The organism is Flavobacterium zubiriense (genome assembly GCF_041729725.1).
Taxonomy (GTDB): Bacteria; Bacteroidota; Bacteroidia; order Flavobacteriales; family Flavobacteriaceae; genus Flavobacterium; species Flavobacterium zubiriense.
In genome coordinates, this window is sequence record NZ_JBCFQL010000006.1 from 16058 (window position 1) to 33294 (window position 17237).

13 protein-coding genes are annotated in these 17237 nt (G+C 32.3%); 4 read left to right on the forward strand and 9 right to left on the reverse strand.

Annotation, left to right across the window (positions count from 1 at the left end; all coding sequences use genetic code 11):
• Positions 1-152: 152 nt before the first annotated feature.
• The 9 genes from AAGV28_RS06515 to tsaD all read right to left on the reverse strand — a co-directional run bounded on the left by AAGV28_RS06515 (position 153) and on the right by tsaD (position 9261).
• Positions 153-2237: a beta-galactosidase gene (locus AAGV28_RS06515; RefSeq protein WP_373406017.1), complete on the reverse strand. Its 2085-nt coding sequence runs from the start codon at positions 2235-2237 to the stop codon at positions 153-155.
• 268 nt (positions 2238-2505) lie between these two features.
• Positions 2506-3321 carry a DUF1961 family protein gene (locus AAGV28_RS06520; RefSeq protein WP_373406018.1) on the reverse strand — a complete coding sequence of 272 codons (816 nt, stop codon included), beginning with the start codon at positions 3319-3321 and terminating at the stop codon, positions 2506-2508.
• Between the two features lie 20 nt (positions 3322-3341).
• Entirely contained in the window at positions 3342-3911 is a 570-nt protein-coding gene (locus AAGV28_RS06525; protein WP_373406019.1) for a hypothetical protein, read from the reverse strand.
• A gap of 2 nt (positions 3912-3913) precedes the next feature.
• Positions 3914-5095: a class I SAM-dependent methyltransferase gene (locus AAGV28_RS06530; RefSeq protein ID WP_373406020.1), complete on the reverse strand. Its 1182-nt coding sequence runs from the start codon at positions 5093-5095 to the stop codon at positions 3914-3916.
• A gap of 1 nt (position 5096) precedes the next feature.
• Complete coding sequence (locus AAGV28_RS06535) at positions 5097-6188, reverse strand: AI-2E family transporter (protein WP_373406021.1); 1092 nt, start codon at positions 6186-6188, stop codon at positions 5097-5099.
• A gap of 33 nt (positions 6189-6221) precedes the next feature.
• Entirely contained in the window at positions 6222-6725 is a 504-nt protein-coding gene (locus AAGV28_RS06540; RefSeq protein ID WP_373406022.1) for a TrmH family RNA methyltransferase, read from the reverse strand.
• A 6-nt stretch (positions 6726-6731) separates the two neighbouring features.
• Positions 6732-7370, reverse strand: coding sequence for a DUF4159 domain-containing protein (locus AAGV28_RS06545; protein ID WP_373406023.1), 639 nt, complete (start codon positions 7368-7370; stop codon positions 6732-6734).
• 160 nt (positions 7371-7530) lie between these two features.
• Entirely contained in the window at positions 7531-8235 is a 705-nt protein-coding gene (locus tag AAGV28_RS06550) for a 16S rRNA (uracil(1498)-N(3))-methyltransferase (RefSeq protein ID WP_373406024.1), read from the reverse strand.
• A 3-nt stretch (positions 8236-8238) separates the two neighbouring features.
• A complete protein-coding gene (tsaD, locus tag AAGV28_RS06555; RefSeq protein ID WP_373406025.1) occupies positions 8239-9261 on the reverse strand; it encodes a tRNA (adenosine(37)-N6)-threonylcarbamoyltransferase complex transferase subunit TsaD in 1023 nt (340 codons plus the stop codon).
• Positions 9262-9465: 204 nt separating this feature from the next.
• On the opposite strand from tsaD, the gene AAGV28_RS06560 reads away from it, so the two are divergent.
• The 4 genes from AAGV28_RS06560 (at position 9466) to AAGV28_RS06575 (ending at position 17233) form a co-directional block, all read left to right on the forward strand.
• The gene (locus tag AAGV28_RS06560; RefSeq protein WP_373406026.1) at positions 9466-13929 is read left to right on the forward strand and encodes a translocation/assembly module TamB domain-containing protein; all 4464 of its coding nucleotides are present in this window, start codon (positions 9466-9468) and stop codon (positions 13927-13929) included.
• 258 nt (positions 13930-14187) lie between these two features.
• Complete coding sequence (gene pfkA / locus AAGV28_RS06565) at positions 14188-15174, forward strand: 6-phosphofructokinase (RefSeq protein ID WP_373406027.1); 987 nt, start codon at positions 14188-14190, stop codon at positions 15172-15174.
• Between the two features lie 78 nt (positions 15175-15252).
• A complete protein-coding gene (gene gap / locus AAGV28_RS06570) occupies positions 15253-16257 on the forward strand; it encodes a type I glyceraldehyde-3-phosphate dehydrogenase (RefSeq protein ID WP_373406028.1) in 1005 nt (334 codons plus the stop codon).
• 124 nt (positions 16258-16381) lie between these two features.
• Positions 16382-17233, forward strand: a complete 852-nt coding sequence (locus tag AAGV28_RS06575) for an N-acetylglucosamine kinase (protein WP_373406029.1) — start codon at positions 16382-16384, stop codon at positions 17231-17233.
• Positions 17234-17237: the final 4 nt, after the last annotated feature.

Genomic DNA, 17237 nt, shown 5'->3' on the forward strand with positions numbered 1-17237 from the left:
ATTTAGATTTTGGCTAAAGCCTTTTGGAAGCTTTAATTTGTAAACGGGCTAAAGCCCGTTCCAATTGATACTTTTAAGATTGATTACTAATTTAACCCTTACAAAGTTTAAAACTCTAACAGGGTTGATTGTAAAGATGTGTCCTATCTCTTTTACTGTTTCCACACCAAAACATCGGCAGTTTTCATGGATTTTGTTCCAATGATAATTTCAGCGTTCGCAGGAAGTTTCATTTCATATATTTTATCCGAATAGTTGACTGCAATCCCAAAACCATCACGGTATTCTACTAGTATTCCTTCTGGATAATTTTCAATAGGGATATTTTGTTGTTGGTACAATTTAGTTAAAACTTGTTTTTCTAAATCCCCTTTTTTAGAATCTACACCAATATAAGTTACAGTTCCTTTACCTAATTTACGCGAAGTTACAGCCGCAGTTCCAGCATAGAAATCGCCTTGATAGGTTCCCCAGATTTCGGTTCCTTTGTTTGGTTTTAATAAATCACCCCAAGATGTCCATTCAAAATCCTGATTGTTGAATTTAATTTTGTCTGGTGATTGTGGCATCAATAAATCATAGGATTCAATTTCGGAACCAATTAATTTCCAAATCGGTTCATAGAATTTAGTTTCCCAAAGATGCCCTTTGCGATTTTGAATTCCTGAACGGCAGCTCAATACTAAGTTTCCTCCATTTTGAGCATAGCCAGTCAATTTGTCAATCATTTGTTGATCGATCATTTGGTAAGCAGGGACAATTAGTACGGGATATTGATTAAAATCAGTCGAATCACGAACAAAATCCACTGGTGCACCAAAGGATTTCGTTGCTTTGTAATATTTTAAAAAATGGTTTTCAGTATTCCATTGGTTCGTTTGTTTGTTCAGTTCAATTCCCATTACATTATCGGTATTGAACAGAATTCCCGTTTTGCGTTGCAAATATTCCTTAGGTAATTGGGCTTTGGAATTTTGTTTTTTTCGCAACGTATTGACGTCTTTGATAAATTGACTGAATTCAAGTCCGCCAGTTGTAGGAGTAACTCCATCAGGACCTACAATTCCGTAGTGAAATTGTTCGTAACCGTACAATGGCGCACGGTAGCGATACGTACAGGTAAATTTACTTCCACCTGCAAAAACATGCCACAACCAAAGTCTCATGGCTCCCGGTAAAGGTTGCGGATTAATACTTCCCCAGTTTACTTGTCCAGGTTGTAGTTCCATAACACCATAAGCTTCTTTCATTGGACGGAAAAAGTCATTTGCCATAGCAATTCTGGAATATTCACCTACGCGGTAGCCTTTTGGTCCAATGCCTAAATCGCTACCATAAACCATATAGCGAGTGTAAGAAACAAAGTCTAATTCTTTACTTGCTCCTACATAACCCACATCGTACATTGGAATGTAATTAGAAGTCACCCATTGATTTGGGTTTGAATATTTACGAATTTCTTTAGTTTGTTCGTCTAAGAAAGTGGCAGTTTCATTATCAGCAAAACGATAATGATCCAATTGAGCATGCAAATTCATTCCCCAAAGCGAATGCAACGGAATATTAATTTCGTCAAAATTACTGTATGTACCACTCCAGAAACTGTTTCCCCAAGCTTCGTTAAGTGTTTCGATAGTTTTGTATTTTTCTTTTAACCAATCACGGAATCGTTGTGGGGCATCTTTTCCATAATCTAAGAATCGACGCGGTTCATTGTCTATTTGCCAACCCATTACATTTTTATCATTACCATATCTTTTAGCTAATTCAGCAATCATTTTCATCGAATACGTTCGGTAGTAATTACTAGAAAAAGTAGCGTGTTGACGTGTTCCATGATCCATTTTAGAACCATCTTCCATAGTGGCTAAAACTTCAGGATGCTTGCGAACCAACCAAACTGGAGGCGTAGCAGTAGAAGTACAAAGAATTACTTTGAGATTGTATTTTTTAGCCAGTTCTAAGGATTTGTCGAGCCATTTAAAATCGTATTTGCCTTCTTCAGGTTCGAGTTGTGCCCAAGCAAATTCGCCAAAATGAGTAAATTCAAATCCCATTTTTTCCATATTTTGAAAATCGCGCTCCCATTGTGCAGGATCCCAATGTTCGGGATAATAATAAACTCCAACAGTGGTTAAGTCTTTAGATGGAAAAAATCGCTCTATTTTTTGAGCAAAAGTTGCTGTGCTAAATAAGAGTAACAATGCCAGAAAGCATTGAGTAGTTTTTAGGTTCATAATAAAATGGTTGGTAAATAGTAATTACAAATCTAAGTTTTTTTAGTTATAAAGTGTGATTTACTCACTTAATTGTCAGGGTACTCACATTTAAAATTTTTAGCCACGAATTGCACCAATTGTCACTAATTTTTACCAGAATTTAAATCGAATTTCACTAATTCTATCAATTTTAATGATTCGTGTAAATAATAAACAAGTAATAATTTGTGTTTTTTTGTGTAATTGCTTCGCCTATTCGCTTTCGCTCGGGTCGTGGCTAAAAATTTTAAAAGTGAATGTCGTGCTTCATGGTGTAAACAGAAAAATCTTTATAAAGTGCTGATCGGCTAGCCATTTGTCTTAAACCAATTCGACCTTCCAGTAGTGAAGGCTGATTTTTAAGACTCCAACAGAAAAGTTTTGAGGTGTTTTTTCCAATTACTTTAAAATAGAGTTTTTCACTGGTTTTGATCACTGTAATTGTATAGTTTTCTTCCGTTTTAAAAAGTCCTGTTTCAAAAAAAGGATTCGGAATTTCAGTTGTAGTATTAAAATTTTGTCCTGAAATTACAGGATATTGACGTACTCTGATGTAATCTTTTTTGCTGTCGTTATTGTCGTTTTCGAAGGAAGCATAACTAATATGCAAGGCTTTCATATTCGAAAAATAGGTTTTCATTGCTGGAATTTCTCTTAAAGGATTCCACTTCGAAATATCCTCAACATAAGGCGCAACGCCTATACCTGTTGCCTGAAGGTATAAAATAATTGCCCATTTAGTAGCGGAATCTTTTCGGGTAAAGTTGTATTCTATTTTTAGATTTCCTTTAAATGATTTTTTTGTCCATAATACAGCATGGTCTGTATCCGTTCCTGCTTTTGCTCCAGCATGAAAGAGCATTCCTGCTTTGGTATTTTTAATATTGGCTTGAAGTCCGTCCAGAAACCATTTGGTTTGCCAATTTTTTGTGCCGCTATCCTGAAATTGTAATTGCCATTGCTTGGATTTATTGAGAATTTCAAATTCTTTATCATCCGCATTTTGAGCATGTATCGATACAGATAACAATAAAATCAGAATAAGAAATGGCTTCAAGTTCATGTTTAGTGTTTTTTAGAACTTTAATTTTCAACACATTTTAGATTGTTGATGAAGAAAGTTTCGGGCTGATAGGTTTTTCCGTTTAATTCCGAAACCAATTCTTTTTTGATGACATAATCTTCAATATCAGTTAAATATTTTATTCTCATTAAAGAAAGTGGAGAGTTTTTCAAGTCTTCCATTGTACCTTTCATGAACATGAAATTCCCAACGATTATGCGGTTATCAAAACCATTTTCGTCCCTAATCATACTGCCACAATATTCCATGTTAGTATGAACCAGCGTAATTACTTTTCCGTTATTCAATTGCAAATAAAGTCTAGAGTTTTTGTCAAAACATTTGGCTTTAATAAAACCTTTACTTTTTTGAATAAGCTGTACATTTAGAGTAGGCGTTCCATCAGTTAAAGATAAGGTGTAGAAAATATAACTTGAAGTTCCTGCAAAATTTTTCTCTGAAATAAGGTATTCATTTGTTAGTTTGTATGTTCCTATGGAGTCTGTTATGTTAGTAGCATATTCGCAAGGTGTTTGTGCAAATGAATTTAAAGACAGGAAGAAAAAGGCAGTAAGTAATAGTTGTTTCATTATTATTTTATTTTGGCGCAAATTAATACAATTTTGTTATTGTTTTCATCTGTTGAAAAAAAAGAATATAAATTTCCACCGTCTTTAATTTTCCATTTTTTCCGAATGTTTTCTACTGTTTCAGGAAAATTACGAGTAGTGATATTGAATTGTTTACCGCTCATTTGGTTCTTCATTTCCGTTTTATGGTATGGAAAATAAGCTGTAATTTCGAAAATTCGCCCTGGAAAAGCGATGATTTCATCAGCGGTGTACAAATGCGAATGCTTGTGTAATTTACTAATGTTGTAATTGACGGATACTTCATCAAAACCGCCTGATTTCATCACGGCGCTGTTGGGTTCGTACAAATATTTTTTTGGTAAACTATAATTCGGAACTACGGATTCCTGGTTCATTAAAAACTCAAAAACATCAATAGTTCCTTTGTTGATATTTACTGTTTTTAAAGTGATTTCGCCCGAATAGTCTTTGTGTAATTCCCATAAAAGTTCTTTTACTTCATTTTCTAAAGCTACAATATGAATGGCTTTTACGTTTTTTAATTCGGATAATCCAGCTGAAAGATCTAATAATGGTGCGGTTTTAATTAAGATAGCATTGGTGTTTTCAAAATAAAAATCTAGATTTTCGGGAACATTTGGTAAACAGTCCTTCAGCATAAAAACTTTGCCTTTGGCGTCATTTCGTCTCGAAGGATCAATGTAAATCCAATCCCATTTTCGATTCAGAGTTTTTAAAGTTTCAAAACTATCACCTGCATAGCATTCGATGTTTTTAACATTGAGTTGTTCGAAATTGTGCTTGACAATAGCCGAAAGTTCAGGATTGATTTCACAGTGTGCTACCGATTTGATTTTGGTTGCAAAAAAATAATCGTCTACGCCAAAACCACCTGTAAGATCAATTAACGATTCACCTGAAATAATGCTGGATTTGTAAAGAGCTGTTTTTTCAGAAGAAGTTTGTTCAACTGAAATCTTACTCGGATAAATGATATTTTTAGTGTTAAACCAAGTAGGTAGTTTGTTTTCAGCTTTTGATTTTGCTGTAATTTGATTTAAAATAACAGCAAAATCAATGTCTGGAAAAGGATTTTTTTGAAACGCTAATTTTGCAACATCAGTGTTGAGATTGGCGTTTATAAATTGTTGTGTTTCTGTTTTTAAAATTGCTGAAGTCAACTTAAATTCCTCTTGTTAATACTTTTACTACGGGATTTTCTGGAAAAAATTCTTTTGCAACCACTTTAATAATGGTGTAAAGAGGCACTGCTACGATCATTCCTAGTACACCAAAAAGGAAACCACTCGCCAAAATTATGATGAATATCTCCAATGGATGAGAATTTACACTGTTAGAAAAAATCAACGGTGTGGTAATATTGTTATCAATTATTTGCGCAACAGAATATCCAATCAACACATATAAAGTTGTGGATAACATATCGCCCTGAGATTGCGGATCCAAATGACCTAGTAGGGTTAAAACAGCCACTAATACAGTCGCAATTAGTGGACCGATGTAAGGTATGATGTTCAGTAATGCAGTTATAAAAGCAATAATAAGTGCGTTTTGAACTCCAAAAATAAGCAGTACAATTAAATATAAAACAAACAAAATGGTTATTTGTCCAATCAAACCAATAAAATATCGGCTCAACAAGTGATTGATTTTTCTAAAAGAATTTAGGATTTTGTCTTCGTGTTCAGCAGGTAATATTTTTTTAGCATTTATGGTAAAAAGTTTTTTGTCTTTTAAGAAAAAGAAAGAGATGAAAATGATAGAACCAATTGCCATTCCTATGTTTCCAAGGGTTCCTAAAAAGGAGTTGAGGAAATTAGGGATGAAATTCAAATTGACTTTTGAAGCAATATTAGATTCTTTTAGTAAGTTTCTAGTATCTATATTACGTTCTGAAAGGTAATTGTTTAATTGCTCAGCAAGTAGCGTCAGGTCTTTTTGCAGTTTTTCGGTGTCTAACAGTGACAAATTTTCACTCTGAGAAATAATTAGAGGTACAAACATCATTATGAAACCGGCTAATAATAAAATGAAGAATACCATAGTCACTAAAACAGCTGCAATGTGGTTGAATTTCAATTTTGTTTCTAAAAAGCGGACAATTGGATTTCCAATCATAGTTACAATTAATGCGATAAAAAGAAAATAAATAACAGGCTGAATCAGATATAAAATGTAAAGTAGCAGTGCTGCTCCCGCTGTTATTATCAAAGCACGTAGAATTCCGTTACCAATGGTTTTAGATGTTATCATAATTGTGTTTTAGTTTATAAAGATAAAAAAATATCATATCAATTTTGAGGTAAATTCATATAAAGCAATACTTGCAGCCTGTACCACATTCATGCTGCTGTTTTTTCCAAACATATTAATGTGTACCATTTGATTTGAAATAGTCAAAAGTTCATCGCTTATTCCGTTGATTTCGTTACCAATAACAAGCGCTATTTTTTTATCAGAAGGCAATTCGACTTCTTTTAATGGCTTGCTGGTTGAGGCAATTTCTAATGCAATTATTTCGTAATTATGCTGTTGTAAATAAGCAATTAAGTCGTTGTTTTCTTCAATTACTGAATGTGCAACGTGCAAATGAGTGCTTCTGGACGTTTTGTTTATTTTTCTAGGATTTAGCGGAATATCCTTTCCTGTAAAAATAATTTTTTCAATTCCAAAGGCTTCTCCAATTCGAAATAAGGAACCAATATTTTGCTGAAAATAAATATGATCGCAAACTAAAGTAATAGGAAAAGTAGTTGGTTCAAACTGATTTTCTTCGTGTTTTAATTGCACTTGAATTTAGTTTTTAAAGATGTAATTAATAATATTGGCACCCATTTTCAATGCTTTTTCACGTACAACAATAGGATCATTATGTACTTCGGCATCTTCCCAGCCATCACCTAAATCAGATTCAAAAGTATAAAAGAGCACTAATCTATTGTCAATAAAAATGCCTAAAGCTTGTGGGCGTTTGCCTTCATGTTCATGAATTTTAGGCAATCCATTAGCAAAAAGATACGGTTTTTGAAAAATAGCGTGAGTAGCAGGAATTTCGACCAATTCCTTATTTGGAAATATTTTTTTTATTTCTTTTCTAATGTATTCATCCATTCCGTAATTATCATCAATATGTAAAAAACCACCGGCTTTTAAATATTTTTGAAGATTAACCACTTCCGATTCACTAAAAACTACATTTCCGTGTCCCGTCATGTGAATAAAAGGGTAAGAAAATAAATCAGGGTTATTCAGTTCTACCGTTGCTGGTTTTGGATTAATTGTGGTATTGATATTGCTGTTGCAAAAACGAATCAAATTAGGTAGAGCAGTAGGATTAGCATACCAATCGCCACCACCGCTGTATTTTACCACCGCAATTTCCTGGGAAAAAGCAGTGAAAGAGATTAATAGTAAAATAAAATATATTCTTTTCATTTTTTAGTCCTTAGTGGTTAGTCCTTAGTACCTAGTTGTTAGTCATTGCGAGGAACGAAGCAATCTTACTACATTTTTTGATTCAGTTCATTTTATATCAATTTTATAATCAGTAATTTACTTGTGTTAGTGTGATTGCCACGCTATCGCTCGCAATGACTTATTCATTAAAAAACACCACACTATGACAGGCAACAATAGCAGCTGTTTCGGTTCTTAATCTGGTGTTACCTAAAGAAACTGGGATGAAATTATTTTCTAAAGCCAATTCGATTTCTTTAACCGAAAAATCACCTTCAGGACCGATAAGGAACGTAATGTCTTCGTTAGTTTTTAAAACTGATTTTAATGTTTTTTTATCGGTTTCTTCACAATGGGCAATTAATAAAGTACCGTTATTTTTTTGGTTCACAAATTCTTTAAAAGTAACCGCTTCGTTCAGTTTAGGAAGATACACTTCATTGGATTGCTTTAATGCCGATAAGATAATTTTGTCAAAACGTTCTTTGTTGATTACCTTTCTTTCAGAACGATCACAAATGATGGGTGTGATTTCTTGAATACCAATTTCAGTAGCTTTTTCTAAAAACCATTCGTAGCGGTCGTTCATCTTTGTTGGAGCAACAGCCAGATGCAAATGAAATTTTGATGCTGCTTTCTTTTCGAATGAATTGATTTTTACCGTGCATTTGTTGTCAGATGCTAAGGTGATTTCGCATTCGAATAAAAAACCCAATCCATTGGTTACAAATAAAATATCGCCGTCTCTTTTTCGTAAAACTTTGATAATGTGTTTGCTTTCTTCTTTGTCAAAGAAAAAGTTTTCAGTTTGTTCGTCAATATTTGGATTGTAAAATAATTGCATAGTTTAGAATTGAATTCGCGCTTTAGAAACTACTGAAGCGTTTTCGAAATGTTGAGATAAGAATTTTTGATAACCTACAATTCCAATCATTGCAGCATTATCGGTTGTGTATTCAAATTTTGGAACAAAGGTTTTCCAACCGTATTTTTGTTCGGCATCTTTTAGAGTTTGCCTAATGCCTGAGTTTGCCGAAACACCTCCGCCAATGGCTATTTGTTTAATTCCAGTTTCCTGAACGGCTAATTTTAATTTATCCATTAAAATTTGAATGATGGTATATTGTATCGAAGCACAAATATCGTTGATATTCTTATCGATAAAATCTGGGTTTTCTATTTTTTTCTTTTGGATAAAATACAAAATAGCAGTTTTTAATCCCGAAAAACTAAAATCCAATCCAGGCACTTTTGGTTTGGTAAATGGAAAAGCTTTTGGATTCCCTAATTGGGCATATTTGTCAACTAAAGGACCACCAGGATAAGGAAGACCTAGAATTTTAGCACTTTTATCAAAAGCTTCACCCACAGCATCATCGGTAGTTTCTCCTATGATAGTCATATCAAAAAAGTCGTTGACTTTTACTATTTGTGTGTGTCCGCCGCTAATGGTTAAGGCTAAAAATGGAAATTCGGGTTTTTCAAAACCTTCTTCGTCAATAAAATGTGCTAAAATGTGGGCGTGCATGTGGTTGACAGCGATAAGCGGAATTCCTAAAGCCAAAGCCATCGATTTTGCAAAAGAACTTCCCACCAGCAAGGAACCCATTAATCCTGGACCTTGCGTAAAAGCAATGGCTGAAAGTTGTTCTTTTTTGATATTTGCTTTTTTTAAAGCAGCATCAATTACGGGCACAATATTTTGCTGATGTGCTCTAGAAGCTAATTCTGGAACTACTCCTCCATATTGAGTATGAATTAGTTGATTTGCTACAACATTTGACAGTACTTTGTCGTTACATAAAACTGCAGCTGCAGTGTCGTCACAGGAACTTTCGATAGCAAGAATAAAAACCTCGGGATTTAGCATAAATAGGCACAAATTTTGAATTATTTATAGAAACCGATTTAATTTTTTTTAATTTTACGGCGCAGCCAAAATTAAAGAATTTTTATTAAAGGATTCGCTCTTTCCTTGGGCAAAATAATATTTCATAAATAAATAATAAAGTATATCAAAAAAGCGATTAAAATAACTTCGAGTATAATTCTTGGGCTCATCATCTTGTTGTTGATGCTTGGTATCGCTTTAACACTACCAACAGTTCAAACTAAAGTGGCTAAGTATTTAATGAATCGTATTAATAGTGATTTTAATACTCATATTGCTATTGATAAAGTTAAGCTTTCGATTTTTGGTGGGGTTAAAATTCAAAATGTATTAATTCTAGATCACCACAAGGATACTTTGATTTATTCGAAAATAGTAAATACAAGTATTTTTGATGTCAATTCTTTACTCGAAGGAGGTAATTTGTTGTTTAAAAAAATTAGTTTAGATGGTGTTGTTTTTGATATGAAAACCTACAAAAATGAGAAGAAAACCAACATGGACGTTTTTATTGCTGCGTTTGATTCAGGAAAGCCACCTTCAGCGAAACATTTTCTTTTAAAATCAGATAAGGCGTTTATTAACAATGGACGTTTTAGATTGTTTGACGAAAACAAACCTAATCCAAAAGATGTTGATTTTAAAAATATTAATACCGAATTGACTGATTTCAAACTCTACGGGCCTGATGTTAATACCATAATTAATAAATTATCTTTTTTAGATCACAGAGGTTTATTTGTAGAAAAATTAAGTACTGTTTTTAGTTATTCCAAGAAAAAAATACAAATGGAAGATCTAGAAATAGAAACTCCCGAATCTAAAATAAAAGCAGAGGTAAAGCTAACTTATCAGATAGAAGATTTTGTCCATTTTAATGACAAAGTTAAGTTTGATGTCAAGATTAATTCGGCTTCGATAGCAACAAATGATATTCGGTATTTTTATAAAGAATTAGGTATCAATCAGTTTTTTTATATCAATAAAGCCGATATTAAAGGAACTTTAAATGATTTATACATCTACAATTTAGGTCTTGTAGATTCTAGAAAATCACGTATTGATGGTGCTATTAATTTTAAAAATATTTTTGGAAAAAAAGATCAACACTTTTACATGGATGGCGATTTTACTAGAATCAATACGAGTTATGATAATTTAGTAATGCTACTTCCAAATGTTCTGGGCAAAAAATTACCTATTGAATTAAAAACCTTAGGTAATGTTTTTATGGAAGGAACGGCTCAACTTAGTCCAACTGCTCTGGATGCGGTTTTGAATATGAACTCAGAAATAGGTAGAGTTCAGGCAGTTGTTTCGATGACTAATATTGATTTTATTGACAAAGCCGCTTATACTGGAAATGTTGTTTTTGAAAATTTTGATGTGGGTACTTTTTTAAATCGTAAAGATTTAGGAAAAGTAACTATGGATATTGATGTAGATGGTAAAGGATTTACAGAGAAGTTTTTGAATACAGAATTAAAAGGTATAGTTAGTAAAATAGATTACAATACCTATACTTACAATAATATAACGGTTAATGGTAATTTTAAGTTGCCGTATTACAAAGGACAAATTTCAGTAGCTGATCCTAATTTAGCAATGGAATTTGATGGTTTGTTAGATTTAAGTGCTAAGGAAAATAAGTATGATTTTCACGTGAATGTAGATCATGCTAATTTAACCAAATTAAAAATTGTAAAAGATACTGTCTCTAATTTTAAAGGAGATGTTGTGGTACAACTTACTGGAAATACCATTGAAAATTTACAGGGAAATGTTTACATCAAAGAAACATCCTATCAAAATGTAAAAGACACTTATATTTTTGACGACTTCAATGTCAATTCTACTTTTGATGCCAATGGAATTCGAACCATAACTATTAACTCTCCTGATATTGTTGATGGAAAAGTAGTAGGGCGTTTTCAGTTTAGTCAGCTGGGTAAATTGGCAAGAAACTCTATGGGAAGTTTGTACACTAATTTTAAGCCGGAAAAAGTTAATAAAGGGCAGTTTTTACAATTCAATTTTACTATCTACAGTAAGATTGTTGAAATTTTATATCCTGAAATTGAATTAGCTACTAATACAGTTTTGAGAGGCAACATCAAATCGGATAATCAGGAATTTAAGATGAATTTTAATTCGCCTAATATAAAATATGCTAAAAATAGCTTTGATAATATTAGAGTAGCGATTGATAATAAAAATCCATTGTATAATGCTTATGTCGAATTAGATAGTATTAAAACACCTTATTATAAAGTGCGCGATTTTAGTTTGATTAATATTACAACTAAGGACACTTTGCTGTTTCGTTCAGAGTTTAAAGGAGGCGAAAAAGGAGAAGATTTTTTTACTTTGAACTTATATCATACCATTGATGAGGATAATAATAACGTGTTGGGTATTAGTAAATCGGAGATGAAATTCAAAGAAAATTTTTGGTACTTGAATGCAAAAGATACTCCAGATAATAAAATAGTTTTTGATAAATCGCTCAAAAATTTCAATTTTGATGATATTATTTTGTCTCATAAAGAGCAGTCAGTTTCACTTCGAGGTACCATAAATGAAAACTCTAAAAAAGATTTAGAACTCAGTTTCAACAATGTCGATTTATATAAAATTACACCTTCAAATAATAAGTTTGTTTTTAACGGGAATTTAAATGGTTCTGTTCATTTTAAACAAAACAATCAAATGTTTAAACCTATAGCTTCTTTAGTTGTCGATAAATTGAATATTAATAACACTGATTTAGGTATATTGAAATTCAATATTGAAGGAGATGAAAACCTGGAAAAATTCACTATTAATTCGTATTTAGAAAATGAAAGCATAGAATCCAGCGCTAGCGAACAGGGTAACCAATCGTTGAGCGCTAATGGAAGTTTTGAAATTGTAAACAAGAAAACGATTTTAGATTTAAAAGTAAAATTAGATCGATTTAATCTTGGTATTTTGAGTCCATTAGGAGGGAATGTTTTGTCTAATATTAGAGGTCAAGTTACAGGAAATTCTATAGTAACAGGAGATGTTAATAAACCCAAAATAAGTGGACGCTTGTTTGTTGATAAAGCAGGAATAACTGTTCCCTATTTGAATGTTGATTATCAATTAAGCGATCGTTCAATAGTGGATTTAGTTGATGAGACGTTTTTGTTTCGAAATAATACTATTACTGATTCAAAATTCAATACTAAAGGCGTATTAAGCGGAAGTGTAGAACATAATAATTTTACGGATTGGAAATTAGATTTTAATATAAATTCCAAAAGACTTGTCGTCTTAGATACTAAGGATGCAGAGGATGCAGCTTATTATGGAACGGCATTTATTAATGGAAATGCTTCTATAAAAGGTCCTGTAAGTGGTTTGTTTATTAAAATAGTGGCAAAATCAGAAGAAGGAACAGATGTTAAAATCCCAATTAATTATGCCGAAAGCGTAGGTGAAAATTCATTTATTCATTTTTTAACTCCCAAAGAAAAGTTCAATAAACAAATGGGGATTGTAGAGAATAACCGGAAATACAACGGACTTGAATTAGAATTTGATTTGGATATTACACCTGAAGCAGAAGTTGAAGTGATTTTAGATCGTAATTCAGGTCATGGAATGAAAGGAAAAGGATATGGATCACTTTTGTTTAAAATTAATACTTTAGGAAGATTTAATATGTGGGGTGATTTTCAGGCTTATGAAGGAACTTATAATTTTAAATATGGTGGGTTGATAGATAAAAAGTTTGATGTTAAAAAAGGGGGGTCGATTACTTGGGAAGGAAATCCTATGCGTGCTCAGCTGAATTTGCAAGCGGTCTATAAAACTATTGCTAATCCTGCGGTTTTATTAGATAATTCATCGTTTAATAGAAAAGTGCCTGTTGATGTAATCATTGGTATTCAAGGAGATTTAGCAAGTCCAGAACCTAATTTTAATATAGAGTTCCCAACAGTAAGTAATGTTTTAAAATCTGAGATTCAGTATAAATTATACGATAAGGATGTTAGACAAACTCAAGCTTTGTATCTCCTTTCATCTGGAGGTTTTTTAAGTCCAGAAGGAGTAAATCAATCTGATTTTTCAGGAAGTTTATTTGAAACAGCTTCTAGTTTATTAGGTGATATATTAAAAACTGATAGCGATAAAATTAAGGTAGGACTTAATTATGTTTCACCTGATAGAAGAATTGGTAGGGAGACAGATGGTAGAGTAGTGGCCACAATTTCTTCTAAAATAAATGAACGAATTTCTATTAATGGAAAAGTAGGAGTCCCTTTTGGAGGAATTAATGAGTCGGCAGTTGTGGGAGATTTAGAGGTACAATACCGAGTAAATCAGGACGGAACAATGAATTTAAGGTTGTTTAATAGAGAAAACGATATTAATTACATTGGGCAAGGAATTGGTTACACACAAGGATTGGGTTTGACCTATGAAGTTGATTTTGATACTTTTAGTGAATTGGTTAATAAAATTTTTAAAAAGTATAATATTCGAAAAACCAGCAATACCAATGAGTATTTTGATGACTCTAACGTAACGCCTGAATATATTAATTTCAATAATGAAAAAACCCCTAAAAAAAAGGATTCAAAGAATAATTCTGAGGCAGTAAAGACAGATGAAGAGTGATGTTTTAAGGTATGTAATGTCTGGAGTATTTTAGAAAATAATTTTTTGCAAAAAAAAGTTAAATAAATATCATTAATAAGTTATTCTTAATTTAAATCTCAAAAAATAGATTTCTGTTAAAAAAAAACAAGCTTTTTTTGTTTTTTTTAAAACTTATTAACGAAAACGTTTGAATTTAAAGGGATTAGTTAAAATATCAAAATAGAAGCGGTTTAAGTAATTTATGTTTCTTAAATTTACACTTTAATACTTTAAATAATGCAGAAAACAATAAAAAAAATTGGGGTTCTTACCTCTGGTGGAGATTCACCAGGAATGAATGCCGCAATACGATCAGTTGTTCGAACTTGTGCTTATCATAATATAGAATGTGTTGGGATTTATAGAGGATACCAAGGAATGATTGAAGGTGACTTCGAAGAAATGGGACCTCGAAGTGTAAATAACATCATTAATAAAGGAGGAACAATTTTAAAATCGGCACGTTCAGCTGAATTTAGAACCCCTGAAGGAAGAAAAAAAGCTTATGATAACTTAGTAAAAGAAGGAATCGATGCTTTTGTTGTTATTGGTGGAGATGGAAGCTTTACAGGAGCTTTGATTTTTAACGCTGAATATGGTTTTCCAGTAATGGGAATCCCAGGAACTATTGATAATGATATTTTTGGAACGAGTCATACTCTAGGATACGATACCGCTTTAAATACGGTTGTAGATTGTATCGATAAAATTAGAGATACAGCCAGTTCTCATAACCGTTTATTCTTTGTTGAGGTAATGGGTAGAGATGCTGGGCATATCGCTTTGAATGCCGGAATTGGAGCAGGAGCCGAAGAAATCTTGATTCCTGAAGAAGATTTAGGATTGGATCGCTTGTTAGAATCACTTCAAAAAAGTAAGGCTTCTGGAAAATCATCTAGTATAGTAGTTATTGCCGAAGGAGATAGAATTGGTAAAAATGTATTCGAACTAAAAGATTATGTTGAAGCTAATTTACCTGAATATGATGTTAGAGTATCTGTATTAGGCCACATGCAACGCGGAGGTTCACCTTCTTGTTTTGATAGAGTACTTGCCAGCCGTTTGGGTGTTAAAGCAGTTGAATCATTATTAGATGGAGTTTCTAATTTTATGGTAGGTTTAAAAAATGATAAAGTAAATCTTACTCCATTAGAACAAGCAATAAAAGGAAAATCAGAAATCGATAGAGATTTATTGAGAGTTTCTGATATTATTACAACTTAATAAAAATTGTAGCAGAATTAATTATTAAATTTGCCAAAATTTTTTCACTTGAATAACAAATAATAAATAAATAAAGAAATGTCAAAAGTAAAATTAGGAATAAACGGTTTCGGAAGAATTGGAAGAATTGTTTTTAGAGAGTCTTTTAATAGAGACAATGTAGAAGTTGTTGCAATCAATGACTTATTAGATGTAGATCACTTAGCTTACTTATTAAAATATGATTCAGTTCACGGTCGTTTTGATGGAGATGTTGAAGTAAAAGAAGGAAAATTATACGTTAACGGAAGAAACATTCGTATTACTGCTGAAAGAAACCCAGCTGATTTGAAATGGAATGAAGTTGATGTTGATGTAGTTGCTGAATGTACAGGTATTTTTACAACTATCGAAACTGCTAATGAACACATCAAAGGTGGTGCTAAAAAAGTAATTATTTCTGCACCTTCTGCTGATGCTCCAATGTTTGTAATGGGTGTAAACCACGAAACTGCAAAAGCTTCTGATTTAGTTGTTTCTAATGCTTCTTGTACTACAAACTGTTTAGCTCCATTGGCTAAAGTGATTCACGATAATTTTGGAATTGTTGAAGCTTTAATGACAACTGTTCACGCTACAACTTCAACTCAAATGACTGCTGATGGTCCTTCTAGAAAAGACTGGAGAGGTGGACGTGCTGCAAGTGTAAATATCATCCCATCTTCTACAGGTGCTGCAAAAGCAGTTGGAAAAGTTATTCCTGATTTGAATGGAAAATTAACAGGTATGGCTTTCCGTGTTCCTACTGTTGACGTTTCTGCAGTAGATTTAACCGTAAAAGTGGCAAAAGAAACTACTTACGAGGAAATTATGGCTGTGTTGAAAAACGCTTCTGAAACTACTATGAAAGGAATTATGGGGTATACTGAAGATGCCGTTGTATCTCAAGATTTTATCTCTGACAAAAGAACTTCAATCATTGATGCTACTGCAGGAATTGGTTTGAATTCAACTTTCTTCAAAATAGTATCTTGGTACGATAATGAGTATGGATACTCTAGTAAATTAATTGATTTATCTGTACATATTGCAGGTTTAAAATAATATTTTATAATTTTAGAGAATCCCGTTATTTCAAAGTAACGGGATTTTCTTATTTTATTACCTCTTTAATTAATGTAAAAACTACATTTTATTAAAGGAAAACTAATCCAAAAACTGAAATAAAATGAAATTAATAGTTGATAGTGGTTCTACCAAAGCCGATTGGATTGCGATAGACGATCATGGAAAAATATTGTTTACTACTCAAACTTTAGGATTGAATCCTGAAATACTTGAAGGCGATGAAATAATTGCTAGAATTGATGATCGATTTGATATTCAACAAAGTAAAAAAATAGTTACTCACTTGTTTTTCTACGGTGCAGGTTGTGGAACGGATAGAATGAAATTTGCTCTTGCAGATGTTTTTCAAACTTATTTTCCAAGTGCAAAAATTGTAGTAGAAGAAGATACTTATGCTGCAGTTTATGCAACTACTCCAAAAGATGAAAAAGCTATTGTATGTATTTTAGGGACGGGTTCCAACTGTAGTTATTTTGATGGAACACAACTGCATCAAAAAGTACAATCATTAGGGTATATCGTTATGGATGATTCTAGTGGAAATGTTTTTGGTAAAGAGTTGATTAGAAAATACTATTTCAATAAAATGCCAAAAGAATTAGCTCTAGAATTTGAAAAAGATTTTGATGTAGATCCTGATTTTATAAAAAATAAATTATACAAAGAATCAAATCCAAATGCATATTTAGCCACTTTTGCTAAATTTTTAATTCAGCATAAGGACACTGAATTTTGTCAAAAAATTATTCGCAAAGGCATGAAGTCTTTTGTGAAAAACTATGTGCAACAATATGATAATTGTAAAGAGGTACCTGTGCATTTTGTAGGTTCAATTGCCTATTATTTGAAAGATGAATTGCAACACACTTTTGATAAATACAATTTACAATTAGGAAACGTATTGAGAAGACCTATTGATGGTTTGATCTCGTATCATGTTGCAAATAAATAATAAT